Annotated in this window: 21 protein-coding genes; 8 read left to right on the top strand and 13 right to left on the bottom strand. The window is 38.1% G+C overall.

What is annotated here, in order from left to right; translation table 11 throughout:
• The 12 genes from cysK to yajC all read right to left on the bottom strand — a co-directional run bounded on the left by cysK (position 1) and on the right by yajC (position 14,322).
• On the bottom strand, positions 1-906 hold the full coding sequence (cysK, locus tag F3H00_RS02595) for a cysteine synthase A (protein WP_148798349.1): 906 nt from the start codon (positions 904-906) through the stop codon (positions 1-3).
• A gap of 118 nt (positions 907-1,024) precedes the next feature.
• Entirely contained in the window at positions 1,025-1,693 is a 669-nt protein-coding gene (locus tag F3H00_RS02590) for an endonuclease III domain-containing protein (RefSeq protein ID WP_148798347.1), read from the bottom strand.
• Positions 1,690-2,454 (bottom strand): ATP-binding protein, encoded by a 765-nt coding sequence (locus F3H00_RS02585; protein ID WP_148798345.1) that lies wholly within the window; start codon positions 2,452-2,454, stop codon positions 1,690-1,692. The genes F3H00_RS02590 and F3H00_RS02585 overlap by 4 nt, the downstream gene beginning before the upstream one ends.
• On the bottom strand, positions 2,451-5,396 hold the full coding sequence (mfd, locus tag F3H00_RS02580; protein WP_148798343.1) for a transcription-repair coupling factor: 2,946 nt from the start codon (positions 5,394-5,396) through the stop codon (positions 2,451-2,453). Before mfd ends, F3H00_RS02585 begins: the two co-directional genes overlap by 4 nt.
• The gene (locus F3H00_RS02575) at positions 5,377-6,579 is read right to left on the bottom strand and encodes a Mur ligase family protein (RefSeq protein ID WP_087585717.1); all 1,203 of its coding nucleotides are present in this window, start codon (positions 6,577-6,579) and stop codon (positions 5,377-5,379) included. The genes mfd and F3H00_RS02575 overlap by 20 nt, the downstream gene beginning before the upstream one ends.
• The gene (locus tag F3H00_RS02570; protein WP_103604903.1) at positions 6,576-8,150 is read right to left on the bottom strand and encodes a GGDEF domain-containing protein; all 1,575 of its coding nucleotides are present in this window, start codon (positions 8,148-8,150) and stop codon (positions 6,576-6,578) included. The genes F3H00_RS02575 and F3H00_RS02570 overlap by 4 nt, the downstream gene beginning before the upstream one ends.
• The gene (gene lptE / locus F3H00_RS02565; protein WP_103604904.1) at positions 8,131-8,670 is read right to left on the bottom strand and encodes an LPS assembly lipoprotein LptE; all 540 of its coding nucleotides are present in this window, start codon (positions 8,668-8,670) and stop codon (positions 8,131-8,133) included. The genes F3H00_RS02570 and lptE overlap by 20 nt, the downstream gene beginning before the upstream one ends.
• Before the next feature lie 3 nt (positions 8,671-8,673).
• Positions 8,674-11,139 carry a leucine--tRNA ligase gene (gene leuS, locus F3H00_RS02560; RefSeq protein ID WP_149703683.1) on the bottom strand — a complete coding sequence of 822 codons (2,466 nt, stop codon included), beginning with the start codon at positions 11,137-11,139 and terminating at the stop codon, positions 8,674-8,676.
• A gap of 8 nt (positions 11,140-11,147) precedes the next feature.
• A complete protein-coding gene (locus F3H00_RS02555) occupies positions 11,148-11,486 on the bottom strand; it encodes a DUF6394 family protein (RefSeq protein WP_021090699.1) in 339 nt (112 codons plus the stop codon).
• 9 nt (positions 11,487-11,495) lie between these two features.
• Entirely contained in the window at positions 11,496-12,467 is a 972-nt protein-coding gene (gene secF, locus F3H00_RS02550; protein ID WP_103589472.1) for a protein translocase subunit SecF, read from the bottom strand.
• 2 nt (positions 12,468-12,469) lie between these two features.
• Positions 12,470-14,050, bottom strand: a complete 1,581-nt coding sequence (gene secD, locus F3H00_RS02545; RefSeq protein ID WP_148798339.1) for a protein translocase subunit SecD — start codon at positions 14,048-14,050, stop codon at positions 12,470-12,472.
• Positions 14,050-14,322 carry a preprotein translocase subunit YajC gene (yajC, locus tag F3H00_RS02540; protein WP_021090619.1) on the bottom strand — a complete coding sequence of 91 codons (273 nt, stop codon included), beginning with the start codon at positions 14,320-14,322 and terminating at the stop codon, positions 14,050-14,052. The genes secD and yajC overlap by 1 nt, the downstream gene beginning before the upstream one ends.
• Between yajC and F3H00_RS02535 the strand changes: the two genes are divergently transcribed.
• Complete coding sequence (locus F3H00_RS02535) at positions 14,298-15,590, top strand: apolipoprotein N-acyltransferase (RefSeq protein WP_187424072.1); 1,293 nt, start codon at positions 14,298-14,300, stop codon at positions 15,588-15,590. The genes yajC and F3H00_RS02535 overlap by 25 nt on opposite strands.
• 42 nt (positions 15,591-15,632) lie before the next feature.
• Here the strand turns inward: F3H00_RS02535 and metK are convergent, their stop codons facing one another.
• A complete protein-coding gene (metK, locus tag F3H00_RS02530) occupies positions 15,633-16,838 on the bottom strand; it encodes a methionine adenosyltransferase (RefSeq protein ID WP_148798335.1) in 1,206 nt (401 codons plus the stop codon).
• Positions 16,839-16,976: 138 nt separating this feature from the next.
• On the opposite strand from metK, the gene sstT reads away from it, so the two are divergent.
• The 7 genes from sstT (at position 16,977) to F3H00_RS02495 (ending at position 24,507) form a co-directional block, all read left to right on the top strand.
• Positions 16,977-18,344, top strand: a complete 1,368-nt coding sequence (gene sstT / locus F3H00_RS02525; RefSeq protein ID WP_410369052.1) for a serine/threonine transporter SstT — start codon at positions 16,977-16,979, stop codon at positions 18,342-18,344.
• 87 nt (positions 18,345-18,431) lie between these two features.
• Positions 18,432-20,153, top strand: coding sequence for a M3 family oligoendopeptidase (locus tag F3H00_RS02520; RefSeq protein ID WP_149703682.1), 1,722 nt, complete (start codon positions 18,432-18,434; stop codon positions 20,151-20,153).
• 1 nt (position 20,154) lies between these two features.
• Positions 20,155-20,604: a hypothetical protein gene (locus F3H00_RS02515; RefSeq protein ID WP_149703681.1), complete on the top strand. Its 450-nt coding sequence runs from the start codon at positions 20,155-20,157 to the stop codon at positions 20,602-20,604.
• A gap of 51 nt (positions 20,605-20,655) precedes the next feature.
• Positions 20,656-22,725 (top strand): ATP-dependent helicase, encoded by a 2,070-nt coding sequence (locus tag F3H00_RS02510; protein ID WP_148798329.1) that lies wholly within the window; start codon positions 20,656-20,658, stop codon positions 22,723-22,725.
• Complete coding sequence (gene truB, locus F3H00_RS02505) at positions 22,722-23,543, top strand: tRNA pseudouridine(55) synthase TruB (protein WP_148798327.1); 822 nt, start codon at positions 22,722-22,724, stop codon at positions 23,541-23,543. Before F3H00_RS02510 ends, truB begins: the two co-directional genes overlap by 4 nt.
• Positions 23,537-23,767, top strand: coding sequence for a carbon storage regulator CsrA (gene csrA / locus F3H00_RS02500; RefSeq protein WP_021090864.1), 231 nt, complete (start codon positions 23,537-23,539; stop codon positions 23,765-23,767). Before truB ends, csrA begins: the two co-directional genes overlap by 7 nt.
• Entirely contained in the window at positions 23,764-24,507 is a 744-nt protein-coding gene (locus F3H00_RS02495) for a 4-(cytidine 5'-diphospho)-2-C-methyl-D-erythritol kinase (RefSeq protein WP_148798325.1), read from the top strand. The genes csrA and F3H00_RS02495 overlap by 4 nt, the downstream gene beginning before the upstream one ends.
• The last annotated feature ends 12 nt before the right edge of the window (positions 24,508-24,519 follow it).

Here is a 24,519-nt window from a genome sequence, read left to right as displayed (position 1 = left end):
TTATGCTCCATAAAGCTCTGTACTTAGGTATCTCTCGCCGTTATCTGGAGCTATGAAAAGTACTTTTTTGCCAGTGCCAAGTCTTTTAGCTACTCTTTTTGCAGCCACGTAAGCAGCACCACCGCTTATACCTATCATGAGTCCATCACTTTTTGCAATTGCTCTAGCTGCGTTTAGTGCGTCATCATTGCTTACTTTTTCTACCTCGCTAACTAAGTTCATATTCATAGTATTTGGTAAAAATCCAGCTCCAATGCCTTGAATCTTATGCGGCCCTGGGTTGCCACCACTTAAAACCGGCGATGCCTCAGGCTCAACTGCGATGATCTTAGTATCATAGCCTTTTTCTTTTAAAATTTTTGCTACGCCACTTATTGTGCCACCTGTGCCAACGCCAGATACAAATGCATCAAGCTTGCTAAAATCAGCCACAATTTCAGCAGCTGTTGTTAGTTCGTGAGCTTGTGGGTTATACTTGTTTTCAAACTGGCTTAGCATTATATGATTTGGCTGAGCTGCTAGCTCTGTAGCTCTTGCGATCGCTGCTTTCATGCCACCAGACGCTGGAGTAAGCTCAAGCTGTGCACCATAAGCAGCTACGATCTTGCGTCTTTCGATACTCATGCTCTCTGGCATGCAAAGTATCACTTTAAAGCCAAGTGCAGCACCGCACATTGCAACGCCAATGCCAGTATTTCCGCTCGTTGGCTCAACGATAGTATCGCCATGTTTTAGCGTACCGTCAGCTAGCATTTTAGTTATCATATTAAATGCGATCCTATCTTTTACAGAGCCACCTGGGTTAAAAAACTCTAATTTTACGTAAATTTCGGCTTCATCAGCACCTGTTTTTATCTTTACAATAGGTGTATTACCAATCGTTTTAACGATGTTATCGTAAATCATCACTCCTCCTAAATTAAATAAGATAAATTTTGTGTAAATTTAGCACAGAATTTTAAAATAGACTATAAAAAGCCCCAATCTTTGGCAAATTTATAAAGAGTTGTTACATATTAGTAGTTTAATTTTTAATGCTACTTAATATTTTTTGACCATTTTGGCTTAAAATTTTACCTTTGAAATTTTCTTTACAAAACTCCAAAATAAGAGCGTGGTAGAGTTTTAAAATTTCAACCTCATCAAATTTCTCGCTATCAAGAAATTTATAAATTTCATCATAATCAAGCGAGCTAAACCACTCAGCCGCCTCTTCGTAGCTCTCAAAAGTATAGTCAAAATACGCCATTATCCTAAGTGCGTAATTATCAACGACCATATATGGCTTACTGCAAGCATATGCCAGTATCGCATCACAAGTCTCGGCTCCAACACCTTTTACGCTTATGAGCCACTCACGACTTACATTTTCTTTAAAATTTTCAAAGCTCTCGAATTCATTTTTTATAGATAGACAAAGCGTCTTTAGCCGTTTAGCCTTTGTGTTATAAAAGCCACTTGGCTTTATGAGCGTAGCAAGCTCGCTGTTTTCAAGCTCGCAAATGCCTTGTAGGCTATCTTTATTTGCTTTTTTTAGATTATCTAGCGCTTTTTCTACATTTTTCCAGTTGGTATTTTGCACCAAGATAGCTCCCAAAACAACCTCAAAAGTGCCCTCGCCCGGCCATTTTAGCTCGTCTAAATTTCTCTTTTTGTGATTTAGCAGAGCTAAAAACAGATCAGTTGATCTCATTTTAAATTTTCTTTAAATGTGAGATAAAACTGCTTTGCTGTTCTGCCACTTCTGCTAGCTCTTAGTGTGGCGAAATTTTTAGCAAGCGTATGAAGCTCGTCTTTATTGCCTTTATAGTCTTTAAAGTAAAAATCAACCATTTTTAGGTACTCGTCGTAGTTGCCTTGATAAAAGCTAATCCAAAGACCAAAACGATCGGATAGAGAAATTTTCTCCTGAGCTGCGTCGCTGTAGTGGATTTCGCCGTCTATTAGCTCTGAGTTTTCATTTTCGCTTTTAAACTCGCTTATTAGGTGTCTGCGATTTGAAGTAGCGTATAAAAGGACGTTTTTTGGCGGCTTTTGGATAGAGCCATCCATTATAGGTTTTAGAAATTTATACTCATTACTGCCATTTTCAAAGCTTAGATCATCGCAGAAAATGATAAATTTAAACTCACTCTTTCTGATCTCATCGATGATGTCACCAAGGTATTTTAGATCCTCGCAACCGATCTCAATGATGCGAAGCCCAGCTTTATAAAATTTAGTAAAAACAGCCCTTACGAGACTTGACTTGCCACATCCTCTCTCGCCCCAAAGAAGCACATGGTTTGCATCCTTGCCTTCGATAAAATTTAGAGTATTTTTTAGTAAAATTTCTTTTTGTTTCTCTAGCCCATAAAGTGAGTCGATATCGACAAAATCGATATCCTCAACCGGCTTTAACATCCCTTTTGTACTTCTATAAATCGCTGCATACTTCACGCCCCAATCTATCACTTCTTATCCTTTCTTAGATAGACCAAAATTTCAGCCAAAACATCGTCATCATCCTTGCTACGTGACTTTAGCCTGATCTTCTCATCATCATTTTTTGTTATTAGTATGTTTTGCTCGCTGTTTGAGATCGTTTTTATGCCAGCTTTTAGAGCTAAAATTTTAATGATGATGACATCTAAAAACTGCTTTGTAAATATATCTATCTTGCCAAATCTATCCTCAAGCTCGCTTTGTATCTCATAGACCTCGCTAACCTCTTTGCACTTGCTAAGGCGTCTATAAATTTCAAGCCTGAGCCTATCTTCTCTTATAAATTCTTGATTTAAAAAGGCGCTTACGCTAAGCTTTAGATCGATCTTGTCAAGCTTTGCGGAGCCTTGATTAAGAAGCTTATTTATCTCATCTTCTAGCATCTTTAGATATAGCGAGTAGCCAATAGCCTCGATGTGGCCGCTTTGCGCCTCGCCGATGATGTTACCGCCACCTCTTATCTCAAGGTCGTGATATGCTAACACTGAGCCAGCACCCAAAAATGAGTTGCCTTCAAGTGCCACAAGACGTTTTAGCGCGTCTTTACTAATGACATCCTTATCCTCCACCAAAAAGTAGCAATAAGCCTGCTTGTCACTTCTGCCCACACGACCGCGCAGCTGGTGCAGGTCAGCCATGCCAAATTTATTGGCATTTTCTACAATTATGGTGTTTGCATTTGGCAAATGAATGCCACTTTCAACGATACTGGTGCAAAGTAGCAGGTCATACTCGCCCTGCTCAAATTTCATCATCTCATCTTCAGCTATTTTTGCATTTACCTTTGAGTGAAGTATCAAAATCCTAAGCTTTGGCAAAATTTTTCTTAGCTCATTTGCTGTTTGCTCTATGTCTGCGATGTGGTTGTGAATGTAAAAAGTCTGCCCGCCGCGTCTTAGCTCACGCATGATCGCCTCTTTGACGACCTTTTCATCCCACTCTTTCACACTTGTTCTCACATCAAGCCTTGAGCTTGGCGGAGTGGCTAAAATGCTATATGTTTTTATCTTGCTAAGCGCCATATTTAGGCTTCTTGGTATAGGAGTGGCACTCATGCTTAAGATGTGTGAATTTTGAGAAATTTCTTTTAGCTGCTCTTTTTGTTTAACGCCAAATTTATGCTCTTCATCAACCACTATAAGCCCTAAATTTTCAGCCTTTACACCAAGAAGTGCATGCGTACCCACGCAAACTATGGGCTCATTTTCTTTTAGCGCTTTTTGCAGGCTTGATTTTTCTTTGGCGCTTGAGAAGCGATCCAGTCTAAAAACCTTTATGCCAAATTTGCTAAATCTTTGGCTTAGCGTCTTGTAATGCTGTGAGCTAAGAAGCGTCGTTGGCACAAAGAAAAATGCGCTAAAGCCTGATTTTATGCAGGTAAATATAGCATTCATCGCAACTTCAGTCTTGCCAAAACCCACGTCGCCACTAAGCAGCCTATCCATCACCTTGCCGCTTTTTAGCTCATCCCTTATATCATTTACCGCTTTTTGCTGATCGCTCGTGTATGAAAAGCCAGCGTCTTGGACGAAATTTAGATAAGAGATGTCTTCTTTTTGCAAAATTTTACCAGCCACGAGCTCTCTTTTTGCCGCCATAGCTACGATCTTTGAAGCGATCGCAAAGAGTTTTTCTCTGACCTTTTCTTTTATCTTGGCAAAATTTGCCTTGCCTAAGCGGTCCAACACCGCCATAGAGCCATTTTGTGCAATGTAGCGATCGATTAGATTTAGATGCTCTACTGGCAAAAGAAGCTTGTCGTCATTTTGATAAGCAATGACCACAAATTCCTTCGTAGCACCCAAAACCTTGATCTTTTCAAGCCCTAGAAATTTACCTATACCATAATCTTCATGCACGACGTAATCATTTACTTTTAGCTCGTCTACCACGAGACTTGAACGTCTAACTCGCCTTTTTTTCTCAAATTTATTTAGTGAAACGACTATCTTGTCGCTTGAAGTTATATTTACCACAAGAGGCGAAATTTCAAGCTTTACATCTGTAAAGCTATCAAGCTCATAGCCCTTAAAAAGCCCTTCGTTTCTTGAAAGAACGGTTATATTTTTGCTCTTATTTAGCTCAAAAAAGTCAAAATTTAGAGTAACTTCGAGGTCTTTGTAGACCTTTGGCTCAGGTAAAATTTCAATGCCCTTAAATTTCTCCTCAGGCACATCATAAATTCCAAAATCGATCTTTCTAACAAGCTTTGCGTCAAAAACTTTTAAATAGTCACTAAAGCTATCGATCGCCCAAAATCCAAGCGAATTTAGATCACTCACCAAGGCGTCGCTTTGCATATCCTCGATCTTTTGGCTGACCTTTTCAAACTCATCTTTGCTCAAATTTGCGATAAAAGGAACGATCTCGGCTTCGCTTAGCTCGGCTTTATTGCTAATTTGCGTGGCAGTGTTGTAGTTTCTTATGCTCTCAATCTCATCACCAAAGAGCAAAATCCTAACAGGATCATCCATATTTACGCCGTAAATGTCGATCACTTCGCCGCGTATGCTAAACTCACCAACGCTCTCAACGATATCGACGCACTCGTAGCCAAAGCGTATAAGCAGGTCGGCAAATTCGCTTAAATTTAGATTGTCTTTTAGTTTGATCGTTGAGCTCTTTAAGTTTTTTTGCGTTGGAAGTGGGTTTAAAAGCGTGCTAAATGGGCTTATAATGATCTTTTTGCCATCAAATTTATAGTATTTGCTAAGCACGGATGAAATTTCAAAAAGCTCTTCGTTAAAGCTTCTTAGATCATCGCCCTTTTTAGCTCTAAAATCAGGTAATTTAAAAGCGTTAAAGCCAGCAAAACTGGCCGCATCCGCACAAAGTGCTGCTTCTTTGTCATCTTCACAGATGAGAATTTGTGGGGCGTGTGTTAAAAGATACTCATAGACCTTTGCTTGCATAGTACTCTTTTAAAAAGGCTTCGGCCAGGTGAAAAGAGCCAAATGCTAGGTAAATTTTGCCGTTTTTTGCCTCTTTTATATCGTTCATATCGCTTGACTCAAACTCTCTATGTGAAATTTCAAGCTCGTTTAGTGCTTTATTTATGAGCTCTCCGCCAAGCTCCCTGCCATCGCAGTGATAGTGATAAAGTAGCACATCCTCAACGACTGGCTTTAGAGCTGCCAAAACCGCCTTGAAATCTTTATCTAAAAATGAGTTATAAACTAGAGTTAGCTTCTTGTCACTAAACTCTTTAGAGCTAAATTTCTTAGCCACAGCCTTTGCACCAAGCTCGTTATGGCCGACATCAACGTATAAATTTGAAGCGATCTTTTCACATCTGCCACGAAGCGTAAGAGCACCAAGCTTTTTTATGTCTATGCTGCTATCTAAAATTTTAGCAGCAGCGTAGGCTAGAGTTAAATTTGATCGTAAAAACTCTGGTAGATTAAATTTATCTGCGTAGTTTGCGATCTCGTTTAAATTTTCTTTGGTTAAAATTTCTCTTGGGAAGCTCAAAATTGCACCCCTCTGGTTTGCGATCTCTTTTGCGATAGCAACGCTTATCTCGTTCATCTCATCATTTAAAATAGCTCTTTTACCCATAGCTTCAAATTTCGTGTGTGAAATTTCTTCTAAGCTATCCCCAAGAACTGCCGTATGATCAAGTCCGATGGGCGTAAAAATACTTAGCTCTTTTTCAAAGACATTTGTCGCATCCAGCACGCCACCCATGCCAGCCTCACAGATAAAATAGTCGCAACCCTCAAAAAGCACGGCAGAAAGCAATGTCATATACTCAAAATAGCTCGTTTTTACCTTGTACTCGTCGCTTAAAAGTCCTTGCAAACGCTCATGAGCTGCTTCTAAAATTTCATCGCTAGCAACCTCACCATTTAGCCAAAATCGCTCGTTAAATTTAAATATATGTGGGCTTGTGTAATGCCCTACTTTTGCACCATTTTGGCTTAAAATTTGCGCTAAAAAGCGGCCAGTACTTCCTTTGCCATTTGTGCCTATTATGTGAATAATCTTAAATGGCTTTATGTGCTCTTTTATAGTCGCATACGCTCTAATAATCCTGCCATAGTCAATCTCTTTGTAATAAAGCGGCTTGCCATCAAGAAATTTAGCTAGGCTCATTTTTCCTCGATTATCTTTGGCATTACTTGATTTCTGCCATTTTCTTTTGAGAGATAAAGCATCTTATCAGCAGCCTCAAGCGTCATCGTCTCACTTAAATTTGCACTTCTTGTCGCTATACCAGAGCTGATAGTAACCTTAATACGCTCATTTTTATATATAAATTTAAAATTTTCTATCATGCTTCTTAGTTTATCTCCAAATTTAACACTATCTTTTAAGCCAGTGCTTGGAAGCAAGATTACAAATTCTTCGCCGCCATATCTACCAACGAAATCAACCTTTCTAGCATTTTTCTTAAGCACTTGAGCCACTGCTGAAAGAATAACATCTCCAGCCTCATGCCCATAAGTATCGTTTATGCTTTTGAAAAAGTCAATATCAACAAAGCAGATAGAATAATCAGTCCCATAGCGTTTATATGCCTCTTCAATGCGTTGAATCTCATTCATCAAAGCACGCTTAGTAGATACCTTTGTCAAAAAGTCCTCTTTGCTCTCCAGTTTAGCTTCCTCAAGCTCTTTTTCAAGGCTGTTCACTCTATTTTGAAGCTCTAAAATAGTAGCTTGTCTATTGTGCATCTCGATACCTAGCTCTTTGCTCTCGATCTCCAAAGCACCAGCGATCTCAATAAGCATGCTTCTTACTTGATCAATGCTATTTGTATTTAAATTTACATTTTTTAGATCATTTTTAATGCTTTTAACTTTATCAGAACTACTTTGCGAACTAACTGCAATATCAGAAATTCTCTCGCTTATATTTTGCAAGACATTATTTAGTGAACCAACTTTCTCGATGATCTCCGTTCTATCTTCTTCTATTCTGCGATCAACAAATGCCTTTACCTTTTCTTGAAATTCTTTGCTATTTAAGGTTTTAGGATTTTGCTTCAAAGTACTTCTTATTGTGCTAAGCTCTTCATCAAGATCCTTTGTAATAGAAGGCTCAAGAGTAAGACTTAAAAGCTGAATTAAAACATCCTCTTCGCCATCTTCATCTTTTTGTGTAAGAAATTTCTCAAGTTCAGAACTCATTGTCTTTAAATCATCAAAATTTCTAACACCATAATATTTCAAAAATTCTAAAAATTCAGTATCGTAAGAGCTAACAAAGTCAAACCATCTAAGGCACATTTCTTCAAGATTTTTCTCATCATATCTTCTAGCAAGTAGCTGCATACTTTGCTCTGCTAAGCTTTTTGCATCTTTATTGTGAAGCATTGAGATTGCTTGGAGAATTCTTCTAGCAAATGCATTTAGTGACTGTAGTTTTTTATCATCAGCTACAAGGCCTGCTCCTTGTTGAGCACCCCTAGAGAGCCTGGCAGTCATAAAAGCGACAAACTCATCGACCGTCTTTATATGGAGGCTTAGGGCTTGATTTTTATATTCATCGCCAAGCCTTGAGATATATTTTTCTATCTTTTTACTCTCTTCTGTTGTAAAGCCATATTTTTTAGAAATTTCATTATAGACTTCAGTGTAATTCTCTGGCGTTAGCATCAAATGACGATCTTTGATCTCATTTAAGGCTTCCTTGACTATTTGACTAACGGTTACTGCTGCCATTTCTATATCCTTTTACCGCTAAACTTGCGATATACTCATCAAAGGCCTCTTTTGATGCCTCTTTGATAGCTTCGTATTTTTGAGTATCACTAAGAACGCTATCAGCAAATCTTACATCTTTTTGACGTCTTGCGACACTAAAGTCATACTCGCCAGTGGCTGGAATATCAACTACGGTGCCATCTTTAAATTTAGTCTTATAATTTAAGCTTAAATGTGCTTTGTATGACGTAATATAGCCAAACTCATCATAAATAATTGCTTCATAGCTTAAATTATTAACTGAAACTATTATCGAAGTATCAGCACTTTCTTTGCTTGATAAATTTTTATTTAGCCTTGCGACCATGCCCTCTTTTACAGCGTCTTTTATCCAAACGCTATTTTTTGGTTCTTCTTTGCTGATAATCACATCAACGTAAATTTTATCGCCAACTAGATCATGTGTGATCTTTGAAACCGGCTTATAGCCACATCCACAGATAAATATCGCAATAAAAAACGCTAAAAAATATCTCAAAATTTATCCTTTAATGACAAAATTTACTAATTTGCCTTTTATATAAATCTCTTTTAAAATTTCTTTTCCTTCAAGCCATTTAGCTACATTTTGCTTAGCTAGCTTTAAAATTTCACCCTCACTCTCGCTCGCTGCCACTTCAAACTCGGCTCTTTTTTTGCCATTTACTGTAACTGCAAGAGCTATGCTATCTTTTACAAAAACCTCTTCTTTTACGGCTATCTTTGTGAAATTTTTTCTACCAAAAAGCTCTTCACTAAGCTCATTTGCGATGTGCGGCACGATAGGCTCTAGTAAATTTAAGATGATAAAAAAGCCTTCAGCATTTACATCTTCGTTATCTTGTGCATTTATGGCGTTTAACGCCTCCATGCAAGCAGCGATTAATGTATTAAAAGCAAATGTGTCGCCAAAAACCTCGGTTGATTTTTTAAGCGCTTCATAAATCTTTAGCCTTGCAAATTTCTCATCTTTGTTTAGGCTTTCATGATCTACCTGAGGCAGTTCGTCTATCTTTTTGATAGTTTGTGCCTTCTCCCAAAGCCTATTTAAAAACCTAAATGCGCCTTCAACTGCGCTATCGTTCCACTCAAGCTCTTTTTGAGGAGGCGCTGCAAAAAGGATAAAAAGCCTTGCTGTATCAGCGCCATATCTATTTATGATATCATCAGGATCTACTACGTTTCCCTTGCTTTTACTCATCTTTTTGCCATCTTTTAAGACCATGCCTTGAGTTAGTAAATTTTCAAACGGCTCATCGTCTCTTAGATAGCCAAGGTCTCTTAAGACCTTTTGGAAAAATCTAGCGTATAAAAGGTGCAATATCGCATGCTCGATACCGCCGATATACTGATCTACATTCATCCAATAATTCACGCTCTTTTCATCAAGTGCTTTTTGCTCCCAAGTCTTCTCATCGCTTGCAAATCTAGCAAAATACCAGCTGCTCTCCACAAATGTATCCATCGTATCAGTCTCTCTGATTGCGTCTTGGCCACATTTTGGACACTTTGTAAATTTCCAAGTTGGGTGTTTATCTAAAGGATTGCCCTCGCCTGTGATTTCGACATCTTCTGGTAGCGCAATAGGCAAATTTTCCTCTTTTTCTGGCACTACGCCGCAGCATTTGCAGTGCACGATAGGTATTGGTGCACCCCAATATCTTTGACGAGAAATTCCCCAGTCTCTTAATTTATAGTTTGTGATCCTTTTGCCTAAACCATCTTTTTCAAATTTTTCTATTATAAAATTTTTAGCTTCTTCTGAAACAAGTCCATTTATAAGCTCAGAATTTATAGAAATTCCGTACTCAGAGTATGCTTTAGAACCGTCGCTCTCGCCATCAAGTGGTTTTACAACTGGTTTTATAGGAAGATTAAATTTACTTGCAAACTCGTAATCTCTTTGGTCATGCGCAGGGACAGCCATGATAGCACCACTGCCGTAGTCAGCTAAGATAAAATTTGCAACCCAAACTGGGATTTTTTCATTTGTGAGTGGATGAACGACGTAAATTCCTAAAAATTCTCCGTCTTTTTCGCTCGCTTGACGCTCTCTTGGGCTTTGGTTCAGGATTGTTTTTATCTTTGTCTTTTTGTTTTTATCAAGCTTATCACTCTCAAGCAATGCTTTTACAATAGGATGTTCAGGGGCAAGGGCTGTGTAGCTAACGCCGTAAATCGTATCAGCCCTTGTAGTAAACACCTCAAAGCCGTCAAATTTACCACCTAAAGCCTCTTTTGAAGCTTCATCAAGATAAAATTTAAACTCCAAGCCGTAGCTTCTACCGATCCAGTTTTCTTGCATTGTAATTACTTGATTTGGCCATTTGCCTTCAAGAAGCTTCAGATCATCAAGTAGCTCGCTAGCGTATTTTGTGATGTTAAAGTAATATCCTGGAAGCTCTTTTTGTACAACATCATTACCACATCTCCAGCATTTGCCATCCTCCACCTGCTCATTTGCAAGCACAGTTTGATCGTATTCGCACCAATTTATAATTGCATTTTTTCTATAAACAAGCCCTTTTTCAAACATCTTTATAAAAAAGCTTTGCTCCCACTTTGTATAAAGTGGGTCAGATGTGGCTAAAATTCTCTTTTTAGAAAATGAAAAACCAAGGCTTGCAAGCTCTTTTTTCATATAGTCGATATTTTCATAAGTCCAAATTTTAGGGTGAATTTTATGTTTTATGGCTGCGTTTTCAGCTGGCATACCAAAGCTATCAAAGCCAATAGGATGAAGCACGTTATATCCGCTTTTCCTATATGACCTAGCCAGCGCATCGCCGATAGAGTAGTTTCTTACATGCCCCATATGTATGCGTCCACTTGGATATGGAAACATGCTTAGGATATATTTTTTCGGCAAGCTTAGGTCATCTTTTGGTTCAAATTCTTCATTTTTATCCCAAATTTCTTGCCATTTTTTTTCTATCTTTAAAGGCTCATATTTTATTTTCTCAGCCATTTTTTCTCCTAAAATTCTTCTTGAGCTTTACTTGATTCTATTAAAACCAAGGCTAGTGAAAATATATTTGCAATGACTGCGCCAATAGCCAACGAATAGCTAAGTGTTATATTTTCAGAGACTTGCAAAATAACAAAAGCTGGTATAAGGTGCAAGTCAGCAACCAGTGAGCTTGCAAAAAGCTCAGCCGAGAGTAAATTTTTAACACCAATCTTAAGTAGTGTTGAAACCAAATTTATACTAGCTGCCACAAAAAGTGCAATCTCGTTTTTATCATATAAAAATTCTGCCGTAGTCGTAAGACTCATCAGCGCAAAAAATATGTAGATAACTTTTCCCCAGTTCATTATCCCTCCTTACACAACGCCTTTCTCAAACATAGCACGCTCTTTTTCGCGCTCTTTTTTTATCTTTTGTTTTTCAGTCTCTCTGCTTCTAAAATGCTCGATGCTAAATTTAAACCAGATAAGAAACGGCGAAGAGATGTAGATCGAGCTGATCGTTCCTATGACAATACCAACGATAAGAATAAATGAAAATCCATGTATCATATCTCCACCAAATAAAAATAACACAAGAACTGTCATCATCGTAGTTGCTGAAGTTAGGATAGTTCTTGAAAGCGTAGCTGAGACCGACTCGTTGATAACGCCCTCGATGTCAGTTCTCTTACTCTCTTTGATACCCTCTCTTATCCTGTCAAAAATGATGATCGTATCATTTAGAGAGTAGCCAAGCACTGTTAATACAGCCGCTAGCGTGTCCAAATTTACATCAATATTAAATAGCGAAATAGCACCAACAGTTATAACTATATCGTGAATTTCAGTTGCAATTGCAGCTAGCGCAAAACGCCACTCAAATCTAAATGTGATGTAGATTAATATGCCAATTAGTGAAATTCCAAGAGCCATCAAGCCTTTTTCTCTAAGCTCGTCACCAACCTTTGGTCCAACGATATCAACACGTCTTACCTCAAAATTTCCAGTATCTTTTAAAATTTGCTTTATCTCAGTACCAATGTCGCCAGTTAAATTTGAGCTTGAACCTGAAAATCTAATAACAGCCTCATCTTCGCTTCCAAACTCAGTAACAGAGGCGTTTTTAAGCACCTCATTTGTGCCAAAAGCATCACGAATTTTATCAAGTGGCGCTTTGGTGTCGTATTTTAGCTGGATAAGCGTACCACCAGAGAAATCAATGCCGTAGTTTAGGCCTTTTGTCGCAAGTAAAACAATAGAGCCAACAAATAAAAATATAGAAAATGCTAGTGAAGCAAATCTAAAACGCATAAAATCATAAACTTTTGCTTTAGTAAAAATTTGCATCATTAGCTCCTTTTATAACCAAACCAAAGTCTGGTATTTCCACTTTTTTCTATCTTGTCCATAGCAGCATCAAACATGCCATGAGTACCAAGTATAGCTGTTAGCATCGAAGCCATAATACCTATTGCCATTGTTACTGCAAAGCCTTTAACTGGACCAGTACCATAAGCGTAAAGCACAGCAACTGTGATGATAGTAGTTAAATTTGAGTCGATAATTGCGCTCATAGCGTGCTCATAACCCTTTTGCACAGCTGTTCTTATCGCTATACCTTCACGCAAAAGCTCACGTATACGCTCATTTATGATGACGTTTGCATCAACCGCCATACCAATCGTTAGCACGATACCAGCCATACCAGGTAAGGTAAGCGTCGCTCCAAAAAGTGCCATAACAGCTACCAATATAACGACATCCGCAACTAGCGCGATATTTGCAAAAATTCCAGAAATTCCGTAATAAACTAGCATAAATAGCACTACTAAAATAGATCCAGCAGCAAGCGCTACCATGCTTTGATTGATGCTCTCTTGTCCTAAAGATGGACCGACACTTCTTTTTTCCAGCATCTTAACAGGGGCTAAAAGTGCGCCACTTCTTAGTGCAATCGCTACGTCGTGAGCCTCATCAAGGGTAAAGCCACCACTTATCTGGCCACTGCCACCACCTATTCTTTCATTTATAACAGGAGCTGAATAAACCTTGCCATCAAGCACAATAGCAAGCCTTTTGCCAACATTTGCACCAGTAAAATCGCCAAAAATTCTAGCACCCTCTGAATTTAGAGTGAAATTTATGATCGGTAGGTTATTTTGCTGAGAAAATGCAACCTTTGCATCAGTTAGCATCGAGCCATCAAGCACTGGGATATTTTTAACGACATATTTTACACGGTCATTTTTAGCATCTTTAAAGATCACATCGCCGTAGCTTTCAGCTTCAGCCTCACTCATTGTATTAGCCTGATCTTGTCTTTTATCATCAACTGCCATAAGCTGCAAGTGAGCAGCCTTCGCGATAAGATCTCTCGCTCTTTGCTCATCTTCTTCAGTCTTTATGCCAGGAAGCTCAACTAGGATATTGTCTTTGCCTTGTCTAGCGACTGTTGGCTCAGCTAGACCAAACTGATCGAGCCTATTTCTAATAGTCTCAACAGCTTGAGAGATCGCATATTCGATCGTATCCGTTCTTTCTTGCTCGGTTAAAGATATGCTGTAATTTAAACCATCTTTTTTGATATCAAGTCCCTTTATCTCGGCTAGTGCTTTATCTACTTTTGGAGCCTCATCGCCATCAAGGAGAGTAAATTCAATGTTCTCTTCTTTAATCTTAAATTTATCAATTAACACATCTTCTTTTTTAGCATAATAATTTATACTTCCAGCTATTGATTTTATTTTTGAGTGAATAGCTTCGCTCGTTTCAACACCAAGTAGCATATGAAGGCCGCCTTGAAGATCAAGGCCAAGTGAAATTTTAGCCCCATTTTGAGTTTGAAAAAAAGATGGCACCGAAAAGCCAAAACCAAAAATCAAGGCTAATATTAAGATAATTAGCCTATATGTGACTCTTGCGTTACGCATTATTTATCTTCGATCTTTTTAGCTACAAACTCGCGTGCTATGCGAACGATTACATCATCGTTAAGTTTAACTTTGATAAAATCATTTTCGGCTTTAATCACTTCGCAGATAAGTCCGCCATTAGTTATTATCTTATCACCTTTATCAAGAGCTGCGAGCATTGCTGCATGGGCTTTTTGTTGTTTTTGTTGAGGTCTAATAACCAAAAAGTAAAATATGGCGAAAAGCACAACAAGAGGTAGTAATGATGTTAAAAAATCAGCGTTTTGCATGGATTTCCTTATTTGTAAGATTTTTAAATGGGCATTTTAGCACTAAAATTATAATAAAAGCCTTTGTCGGTGCTTTTTTGCTTTCCAACTTTATTTTTTTAAGCCTCTTCGAGAATTTGCTATTAAATTTCATCTCACCGTTTCTAACTTTGACTGGAATTGGCATCATCATAAATTTAAGCAGAGCTGGTTTTTTCGCGGCTGGATTTTTCACAGGAATTTTATGGTTTTATTGGATCAGCTTTAGTTTTATCTACTATGAGCTTGTTTGGCTTATACCGTTTGTCATCCTCTTTGTAGCCATTGTTTACGGATTTATGTTTTGGGTAGCCTCTTTTCCCAGTTTTGTCGTGCTAAGAGCTGTTTTACTATTTTTAGTAAGCTACGTTCATCCATTTGGCTTTAACTGGTTTAAACTCGAGGCCACACTTGTTTTAGGGCCTTTTGAGCCAAGCACAAGAGGGCTTATATTTATATTTCTTGCGGCTATTTCTTTGAGTTTAAAAGGTAAAATTTTAAAATTTATTCTAGCTTTTATCTGTCTAGTAGCCGCTTTACAGTTTAAAAGTAGTGAGGCAAAGACTTTGCCATTTGACGTGGAGCTAATAAACACCGATGTCGCTCAAAGGGTGCGCTGGGATAAAAGCTTACGCATGAAATTTACAAATGAAAATTTAGACATGATAAATAGCGCAGTAGCCGAGCAAAAACGCCTTATCGTGCTGCCAGAGAGCGCGTTTCCACTATTTATGACAAATGAGCCGCTACTTGTCGATGAGCTAAAAGAGCTTTCAAAAAAGATAACTATCGTAGCTGGCGCGCTTGCTTATGAAAATAAGCAAATTTATAACTCTGCATTTTTGTTTCAAGATGGCACTCTTAGGCGAATGGATAAGAAATTTTTAGTGCCATTTGGCGAAGAAATTCCTTTACCAAAATTTATGCAAGATACAGTAAATAAGCTATTTTTTGGCGGAGCTAGCGACTTTAAAAAGGCTGAAAATTTTAGCGACTACGAGGTAGATGGAGTAAAAATTAGAAACGCTATCTGCTATGAAGCGACAAGAGAGGAGCTTTATAAGGGCGAATTTGAAGTGGTTGTAGCTATCACAAACAATGGCTGGTTTGTGCCAAGCAGCGAGCCTGTGCTTCAAAGGCTACTAATAAAACACCTTGCCACAAAATACAATAAAGCAGTCTATCACAGCGTAAATAGCTCAAAAAGTGAGATCATAAAGCCTAAAAAAGCGTTTTGGGATGAGTTTTGAAGAGAAATTTAAAGTGGCTTTTAGATAAAGCCACTTTTTTGATTATTTTTTTAGTAAAGCCTTGAAAGTATCGACTGCATCAAGTTTTTCCCAAGGATATTTTGCATTTCCCACTTGACCTTTTGCAGCTACTTTTGCGTATAAAAAGGTATCTTTGCTTGGTTTATCAAGACCAAATTTATTTGTTATCCAGCGAGGCGTTAGAGCAAAGTGCTCGCTTACAAAATTTGAAAGCATATCGTCATTTACGCCATTTGCATGAGTTCCCATGGTATCAACGCTAACTGAAGTTGGCTTTGCAACGCCGATCGCGTAGCTTATCTGGACGATACATTTTTTAGCAAGGCCAGCTGCGACGATATTTTTAGCTATCCAGCGCGCTGCGTAAAGACCACTGCGATCAACCTTTGTGTAGTCCTTACTTGACTGAGCGCCACCACCTATTGGGCTATATCCGCCAAAGCTATCAACGATTAGTTTTCTGCCTGTTAGGCCGCTATCATGAAGCGAGCTATGATTTACATATCTGCCTGTTGGGTTTATATAGATGATCGTTTTTTCTTTATTATATAGCTCTTTTGGAAGGCCAGTTTCGTCTATTAAATTTTGTATTAGTGCGCGAAGCTCTTCTATCTTCATGCTCTCCACGCAAGGAGCAGATACGACAATAGTGTGGATGCTTTGAGGTTTGCAGTTTTCAAAGTTATCTTTGCTGCCGTAATCAATCGTAACTTGTGTTTTTATATCAACACCAAGCCTATCAGGATTTGCCTTGGCAAATTTATAGACTTTTTCGCAAAGCATTCTTGCATAAGTTATAGCTGCAGGCATAAATTCTTTCGCTTCGCAGCTTGCAAAGCCAAACATGATGCCTTGATCACCTGCTCCGATCTCGCCACTACTTTGATCAACGCCTTGATTTATATCTGGGCTTTGTTGATTTAGGCAGACTTTAACCTCAATATCATCTGGATGCAAGCACTGCTCTTTTGTAAAATTACTCTTTCCATCATATCCGATATGTGCAAGAGCATCTTTTACGATCTTTTCGTAGTCTTTATAAGAGAGCTTTACCTTTGAGTTTATCTCTCCGCCTATTACTATATTTTTCCCAGCCACAAAGACTTCACTTGCAACACGACCATTTGGATCTTGTGTTAAAATAGTATCCACTATGCTATCAGCGATTATATCAGCACATTTATCTGGATGACCTGGACTTACAACTTCAGAGGTAAATAGATACATTTTCATCCTTTTTTCTTGACTAAATTTTGTGCAATTGTAACAAATCTATTTAAAAAGCTTATTAATCTTTATCAAATTCTTTATATTTAAAAATTGTTTAGCTAAAATCAACAAAAAACTAATTTATTAAGGTGTCAAATGAATATGCTTAAAAACATAGCAAGAAGATACGCCGATGGAAATTTGATAGTTCAAATTTTAGTTGGTATCATCCTAGGTGCCCTAGTTGGCTTTTACACACACTACGAAGCAGCTCCTTATAACAAGATCTCGGCCAAAATTCAAACTATTCAAAACGAGAGTGGTTTGAGCATAGATGAAGTTATAAAAACTCGCCTTAGTCAAGATGAAGCCACACAGCTAAACGAAGCCAAAGAAAAAGCTAGCTCAGCTAATTCTATTGCAGCTTCAGCTTCAGTTTTAGGCGATTTATTTAAAGGCGCTTTAAAAGCTATCGCACCAATTCTTGTCTTTGTTTTAGTGGCAACATCCATCATTTTAAGAGATTTTGGCCATACAAAAGGTATGCAAAAGATCATTACACTCTATCTAATTGGTACATTTTTAGCAGCCGTTGTTGCAGTTATTGCTAGTTTCTTATTCCCAGTGGAGCTTTCTTTAAAAGGTCTTGCAAGTGCTGATATGTCAGCGCCTCAGGGAATTACCAATGTTTTAAAAGATCTCATTTATAAAATGGTCGAAAATCCAATAAACGCCCTTGCAAATGGCAACTATATAGGCATCATTACCTGGGCAGTAGGCAGTGGTATAGCACTTAGAAATTCCACAGCTGAGACCAAAAAAGTATTTAAAGACATAAGCGATGGCGTGACTCATATCGTTAAATTTATCATTAGACTAGCTCCGTTTGGTATCTTTGGTATGGTAGCTATTAGCATTCATGAAACTGGATTTGAAGTACTTGCAGGATATCTAAAACTGATTTTAGTTCTTGTTGGAGCAATGCTTGTTGTCGCATTTATCATCTATCCAGCCATGGTTTTTGTATTAACTAGAAAAAATCCTTATCCACTTGTCATGATCTGCCTAAAAGAGAGCGCTATTTCAGCATTTTTTACAAGAAGCTCGGCCGCAAATATCCCTGTAAATATGGCACTTTGCAAAAAGCTTGGTCTAAAAGAGGAGCTTTACTCGATCTCGATCCCACTAGGTGCCACCATAAACATGGGCGGTGCAGCAGTTACCATTAGTATCCTAGCGCTTACTGCGGTAAATTCTATCCCATCTATCACAGTTACATTTGGCGATGCGCTACTTCTTTGCTTCATCTCAGCTCTTGGTGCGTGCGGCGCATCTGGTGTGGCTGGCGGCTCACTTCTTTTAGTGCCATTAGCGTGCGGTCTTTTTGGTATCAGCAATGACATCGCTATGCAGTTTGTCACAGTTGGCTTTACCATTGGTGTCATCCAAGACTCAGTTGAAACTGCGCTAAATAGCTCATCAGACGTTCTTTTTACAGCAGTAGCCTCAGAGACTTCAAACTAACATTCATAAAATTTCAGCTAAATTTTGGCTGAAATTTTACTTTTATCCATTTTTTTGTAAAATGTCCCAAAAATTTAAAGGATAAATATGCAAATTTGGGATCTAAAAGCACTTTTTGCAAACGAAAAAGAGTGCGAGCAAAACGCACTAAATTTACAAAAAGAGTGCGAGAAATTTAAAGATAAATACCTAGAAATTTATGAAAATTTAAAAACAGACGAGTTTTTAAAGGCATTTTCTGAATATGAAAATTTGATAGCTAAAATTTCAAAGGTAATGACTTACGCTTTTTTAAATTTTGCCAAAGATACAAGCAAGGGCGCATTTTACGCAAAGATCGATGAAATAGCGACAAAAGCAAATGAAAATTTGATATTTTTTGAAATCAAATTTAATGAGTTTAGCCCTAAAAAACAAGAAGAGATCATAAAAAGCTCTAAAAAATATGGCTACTATCTAAGCAACCTCGCCAAAGCAAAACCACACCAGCTAAGCGTTGCTGAAGAAAGAGTGCTGCTTCGCACGGCAAGCACTAGAGCTGAGGGCTTTTCAAGGCTTTTTGATGAGAGCATGAGCAAGATGAGGTTTAAATTTAAAGGCGAACTTTTAAACGAAGAGGAAATTTTAGCCAAGCTTCATGAGAGCGACCAAAACGTGCGAAAACTAGCCGCCAAAAGCCTTTCAAACGAGCTTAGCAAGCACCAGCACCTTCTTGGCTACATATATAATATGATAAAAACTGATCTAAAAACCAGCTGCGAGCTTAGAAATTTCAAGCTTCCTGAAGAGCCAAGACACCTTGAAAATCAAATCACTAAAAAAAGCGTTGATTCGCTAATTGCTGTAACTGAGAAAAATTTTGATTTAGTTGCTAAATTTTATGAGCGAAAAAGAGAAATTTTAGGCCTTAAAAAGCTTTATGACTACGATAGATACGCGCCTCTTAGCAGCGAGGGCGAGTATAAATTTGATGAGTGCAAAAAGATAGTTTTAAAGGCGTTTGGGGCGTTTTCACCTAAATTTGGCGAGATAGCAAAAAGTGCCTTTAATGACGGCTGGATCGATGTTTATCCAGCACCAAACAAGCGAGGTGGGGCGTTTTCTCACTCAGGATCAAGCGACACTCACCCTTATGTTTTGCTAAATCACACCAATCAACGAAGAGACCTTTTCACGCTTGCCCACGAGCTTGGCCATGCCGTGCATCAAAAGCTCTCATATAACGTAAACTACTTAAATTCAGACACACCACTAACCACGGCTGAGACGGCTTCGGTCTTTTGCGAGATGCTAGTTTTTGACCACGTCAAAGATGGCCTTAGCAAAAAAGAGAAAATTTCACTGCTTGCTGGCAAGATCGAGGATATGTTTGCCACGCTTTACCGTCAGATAAATTTCACCACATTTGAGCGAGCCGTGCACGCACATGAGGGCGAGATCAGCCTAGATGAGCTAAATAAAATTTGGCTAAGAGAAAACAAAAAGATGTTTGGCAAAAGCGTCACACTAAATGACTACTACAAAATTTGGTGGAGCTACATCCCACACTTCATCCACACGCCATTTTACTGCTACGCCTACTCTTACGCGCAGCTTCTTGTGCTTGCACTTTTTGGGCTTTATAAAAGCGGCAAATGCAAAAATTTCGTTGAAATTTACACCGAGTTTTTGAGCCTTGGTGGGAGCCTCAGCCCAAGGGAGCTTGTGGGTAAATTTGGCTTTAATATCGATGATAAAAATTTCTGGCAGATCGGCATAAACGAGGTCAAAAAGCTAGTAGATGAGTTTTTAGAAATTTCAAAGGATTAAGATGTTAGACGAAATTTTAGATGATGAGAAATTTGCGCTTTTGATGAAGATGCACGTCTATGAGTGCATTGATTTTTTGCTTGAAAAGGGGCTAAATTTCTCAGTTATGGCAAATTTACCGCTAGTTAGCTTTGAGCCTAGCTTGCCAGATGAGATAAGCAGCAGCTTTAATATGCCAGTCATTATGTTTTCACTTGGTGGCTATACGCTTGAGAGTGCGAAACTAACGCAAGATGAGCTTAGCTTTGAGGCCGGCTTTGGTAGTGAAAATTTTGCCTCTGTGGTCTCCTTTCCGCTCGGTGCAGTGGTTCAAATTTTGGTTGAAAATAGCCCGATCCTTGTAAATTTTTCTATTCATAAGCCAAAAGAGAAGCAAGCAGACCACACAAAAAAATCGGTTTCAGTCTTTTTACAAAATCCTAAAAATAAAGATATATTTAAGAAAAAATAGTAATTTTAAGCATTTTTGGTTAAAATCAAAAGAAAATTTAAAAAGCGAAAAATGGAAAAATTACTATCAAATTTAAACGAAGCCCAGCGCGAAGCAGCCACCCACATAGATGGCCCGATGCTCATACTTGCAGGTGCTGGCAGTGGCAAGACAAAGACGATCACGACTAGGCTTGCCTACCTTATCGGCGAGGTCGGTATAGACGCAGCAAATACACTAACTCTTACTTTTACAAACAAAGCCGCCAACGAGATGCGTAGTAGAGCTATGGCGATGCTAAGCCAAAGCGGTAAAAACTATTCGCCGCTACTTTGCACATTTCATAAATTTGGACTTTTGTTTTTAAAACTCTACATAGAAAAACTTGGTAGAAAAAACAACTTCGTCATAATCGACACAGACGATAAAAAGCGCATCATCAAAAGCTTTGAAAGTCCAGTTGCCACGGCGATTTTGTCAAGCGAAATTTCAAACTACAAAAACTCACTTTTAAGCGTCGAAGAGGTCCATAAAAACGCAAATTTCTCTTCATTTGATAAAAGCAAGGATAACTTTTACAAACAAGCAGCACAAATTTATGAAAAATATGAAGATTATCTCAAAACAAATAATCTTGTTGATTTTGACGATCTGCTAGGGCTTACTTATAAAATTTTAGACGAAAACGAAGATCTTGCTAGAGAAATTTCAAACCGCTACAAATACATAATGGTCGATGAGTATCAAGACACAAACGACCTTCAGTATAAACTGCTAAAAAAGCTCTGTCTATGCCACGAAAACATCTGCGTCGTGGGCGATGATGACCAAAGTATCTACGGCTGGCGCGGTGCAAAGATCGATAATATCTTAAATTTCAAAGATCAGTTTAAAGATGTAAAGATCATTAGACTTGAGAAAAACTACCGATCGAGCGAGGCGATACTAAAAGCCGCAAATGAGCTGATAGATCATAACCGCAACCGCCTTGGCAAGAAGCTTGTGGGCACAAAAGGCGAAGGCGAGGCCGTAAATTTGATAGAGAGCTTTGATGAGAGCGTCGAGGCTGGTAAGATCGCAAAATGCATAAAAGAGCTTTTAAGCAAAGGCGTGCAAGCAAAAGATATCGCGATCTTATACCGCATAAATGCGCTCTCTCGCTCGCTTGAAGATGGGCTAAATAAAGAGCAGATCGCTTATAAAATGGTCGGCGGCGTAAAATTTTACGAACGAGCCGAGATCAAAGATATCATAAGCTACCTAAGGCTTATAAATAATCCAAACGATGATTTTTCAATAAGGCGCATCATAAACCGCCCAAAACGAGGACTAGGTAAAGTGAGCCTTGATAAGCTTGAAAAAATGGCATTTGAGGGTAAAATTTCCATTTACGAGGCGATCTCAAATATCTCTGATAACGACGAAGCCTTTAGTAAAAAGGTGAAATCGGCACTTGTTGAGTTTGCGAACAGCCTAAAAGAGCTTCAAGAAAGCAGCTCGGTTTTTGACCTAATAGATAAATTTGAAGCTAAATTTGGCGTGAAAAAATACTACGAGAGCTTACCAGATGGTGCTGAAAGAGCGGCGAACATCGACGAGTTTTACGCTGTTTTAAAAGATCAGATCAAGCAAAATCCAAGCTTTGATCTAGAGGAATTTCTAAACGAGATCACGCTAACAAGCGAGCAAGACGGCATCAGTGACGAGGCTATTAGCATTATGAGCGTGCATGCGAGCAAGGGGCTTGAATTTGAGCACCTTTTTGTTATCGGTCTTGAAGAGGGATTTTTTCCACTCATCGGCGATGGCAGCGACATCGAAGAAGAACGCAGACTTGCATACGTGGCGATCACAAGAGCTAAAAAGACACTTAGTCTAAGCTTTGCAAATTCGCGCTTTTACAAGGGTCAGCGCACGAGGCTAAATAAGAGTAGATTTTTAAGTGAGAGCGGTATCACGCATGGCTCGCTAGTCATCGAAAAGAGTAATGAATTTAAAAAAGGCGACTTGGTTAAGCATAAAATTTTTGGTATCGGTAGGGTGAGTGCGGTTAGTAAGATCAAAAAAGAGTTTAAGCTCACTATAAATTTTGGTGGCAACGTAAGAGAGATCATGTCAAGCTTCGTGGAAAAGGCCGTATGAACGCCATCTTCGTGGCAAATAAGCCAGCTGGCATGAGCTCAAACCACTTTTTAGGGCGATTAAAGAGAAAATACGGCGTTAAAAAAGCTGGATTTTCAGGCACACTTGATCCATTTGCTAGCGGCTGCCTAATAGTCGCTTTTGGCTCGTATACGAAATTTTTTAGATTTTTAGACAAAAGTCTAAAAATCTATGAAGCTACGATCTGGCTAGGTGCTAGTAGTCCAAGCATGGATAATGAAAATATCACTGAAATTTCAAATGTAAAAGAGCTAAATTTAGAAAAACTTGAAGCCATTAGAGATGAGTTAACCGGCAAGATAAGCTACATCCCGCCAAAATTTAGCGCCAAGCACGTAAATGGTACAAGAGCCTACAAGCTAGCTAGAAACGGCGAAGAATTTGAGCTAAAGACAGAAACGATGGAAATTTTTGATAGCCAAATTTTAAACTATTCTCACCCATTTTTAACCATTCGTCTAAGCGTAAGCGAAGGAAGTTATATCCGTTCGTATGCAGAAATTTTTGGAAAAAAGCTTGGTTATAATGTAACTTTAAGCTCATTAAAAAGGATAAGTGAAGGCAAATTTTGCTACGAAAATGAAAAATTTTTGAATATTTGTGATTTTTTAAACATTCAGAATAATACATACTTTGGGGACATAAATGATATTCTTGATGGTAAGAAATTAAAAATTAACGATTTTGAAACACAGAAGCAAGGAATTTATTTGCTAAATTATGATAAATTTATGAGCGTAATCCAAATCACGGATGATACTATAAATTACACTCTAAATAAGGTTGAAAAATGTTAATCCTAGCAAGAAAAGAAAATGAAGAAATTTTAATAGGAAATGACATAAAAGTTGTCATAGTAAATATTTCAAAAAATACTGTTAAACTCGGTATCGAAGCGCCACGAAACACAATGATACTAAGAAGCGAACTAGCAAACGATATCAAAAACGAAAATATCCATGCCACAAAAACTGCAAGTGAAGCCGATATTCATGAGCTAGCTAAAAAAATCGAGAAATGAAAAGCTTTGCAAAGATAAATATATTTTTAAAGATAGTTGGCACTAGAGGCAGCTACCACGAAATTTTATCGCGCTTTATCCTCTGTGAGCAGCTTTTTGATGAAATTTATTTTGAAAAGTCAAATTCTTTTACTATCGAATGCAACAACAAAGAGATAAAAGAAAACATCATCCAAAAAGCGATAGACGAGCTAAAAAAAGCTGGCTTTTTAAACGAGCTAGATGAGTTTTTTAGCTCTCATAAAATCATCATCAACAAACAAATCCCAATAGGTGCTGGTCTAGGAGGAGGCAGTTCAAACGCCGCCACCTTTTTACTTATGGTAAATGACGAGCTAAATTTAAATATAAAACGTGAAAAGCTAATGCAAATCGCTGCCAATATTGGCGCAGATGTAGCTTTTTTTGTGAGTGGCTACAAGGCAGCAAATGTGAGCGGCATAGGCGAGATCATAGAAGAATTTGACGATGAAGTACCAAATTTAAATATTTTCACACCAAATGTTTTTTGCTCTACACCTATGGTTTATCAAGAATTTAGAAGCAATTTCTTACAATATATAGACGTTAATGTTGCAAAAAAGATGCAAAATTTAAAGAGCAAAAAGCTACTTGAAATTTATAAAAATGGGGAGTTAAACGATCTTTTTGCGCCATGTTTTAACCTCTATCCACAGATGAATGAGTTTAGAGATAAATTTCTAAGTGGCAGTGGCAGTAGTGTATTTAGTGTAAATTAAAAGGTAAAATTT

This window comes from Campylobacter concisus (assembly GCF_902460845.1).
Taxonomy (GTDB): domain Bacteria; phylum Campylobacterota; class Campylobacteria; order Campylobacterales; family Campylobacteraceae; genus Campylobacter_A; species Campylobacter_A concisus_X.
This window is presented reverse-complemented; position numbering and strand designations above follow the sequence as displayed.

Bases quoted from the DNA above. Each gene is read 5' to 3' on its own strand.
- leuS (WP_149703683.1), bottom strand. From the start codon at position 11,139: ATGGCTGAGAAAATAAAATATGAGCCTTTAAAGATAGAAAAAAAATGG.
- truB (WP_148798327.1), top strand. From the start codon at position 22,722: ATGAACGCCATCTTCGTGGCAAATAAGCCAGCTGGCATGAGCTCAAAC.
- F3H00_RS02495 (WP_148798325.1), top strand. From the start codon at position 23,764: ATGAAAAGCTTTGCAAAGATAAATATATTTTTAAAGATAGTTGGCACT.
- sstT (WP_410369052.1), top strand. From the start codon at position 16,977: ATGAATATGCTTAAAAACATAGCAAGAAGATACGCCGATGGAAATTTG.
- secF (WP_103589472.1), bottom strand. From the start codon at position 12,467: ATGCAAATTTTTACTAAAGCAAAAGTTTATGATTTTATGCGTTTTAGA.
- F3H00_RS02510 (WP_148798329.1), top strand. From the start codon at position 20,656: ATGGAAAAATTACTATCAAATTTAAACGAAGCCCAGCGCGAAGCAGCC.
- yajC (WP_021090619.1), bottom strand. From the start codon at position 14,322: ATGCAAAACGCTGATTTTTTAACATCATTACTACCTCTTGTTGTGCTT.
- F3H00_RS02575 (WP_087585717.1), bottom strand. From the start codon at position 6,579: ATGAGCCTAGCTAAATTTCTTGATGGCAAGCCGCTTTATTACAAAGAG.
- mfd (WP_148798343.1), bottom strand. From the start codon at position 5,396: ATGCAAGCAAAGGTCTATGAGTATCTTTTAACACACGCCCCACAAATT.
- F3H00_RS02515 (WP_149703681.1), top strand. From the start codon at position 20,155: ATGTTAGACGAAATTTTAGATGATGAGAAATTTGCGCTTTTGATGAAG.
- secD (WP_148798339.1), bottom strand. From the start codon at position 14,050: ATGCGTAACGCAAGAGTCACATATAGGCTAATTATCTTAATATTAGCC.
- metK (WP_148798335.1), bottom strand. From the start codon at position 16,838: ATGTATCTATTTACCTCTGAAGTTGTAAGTCCAGGTCATCCAGATAAA.
- csrA (WP_021090864.1), top strand. From the start codon at position 23,537: ATGTTAATCCTAGCAAGAAAAGAAAATGAAGAAATTTTAATAGGAAAT.
- F3H00_RS02570 (WP_103604903.1), bottom strand. From the start codon at position 8,150: ATGGCAGCAGTAACCGTTAGTCAAATAGTCAAGGAAGCCTTAAATGAG.
- F3H00_RS02535 (WP_187424072.1), top strand. From the start codon at position 14,298: ATGTTAAAAAATCAGCGTTTTGCATGGATTTCCTTATTTGTAAGATTT.
- F3H00_RS02590 (WP_148798347.1), bottom strand. From the start codon at position 1,693: ATGAGATCAACTGATCTGTTTTTAGCTCTGCTAAATCACAAAAAGAGA.
- F3H00_RS02555 (WP_021090699.1), bottom strand. From the start codon at position 11,486: ATGAACTGGGGAAAAGTTATCTACATATTTTTTGCGCTGATGAGTCTT.
- cysK (WP_148798349.1), bottom strand. From the start codon at position 906: ATGATTTACGATAACATCGTTAAAACGATTGGTAATACACCTATTGTA.
- F3H00_RS02520 (WP_149703682.1), top strand. From the start codon at position 18,432: ATGCAAATTTGGGATCTAAAAGCACTTTTTGCAAACGAAAAAGAGTGC.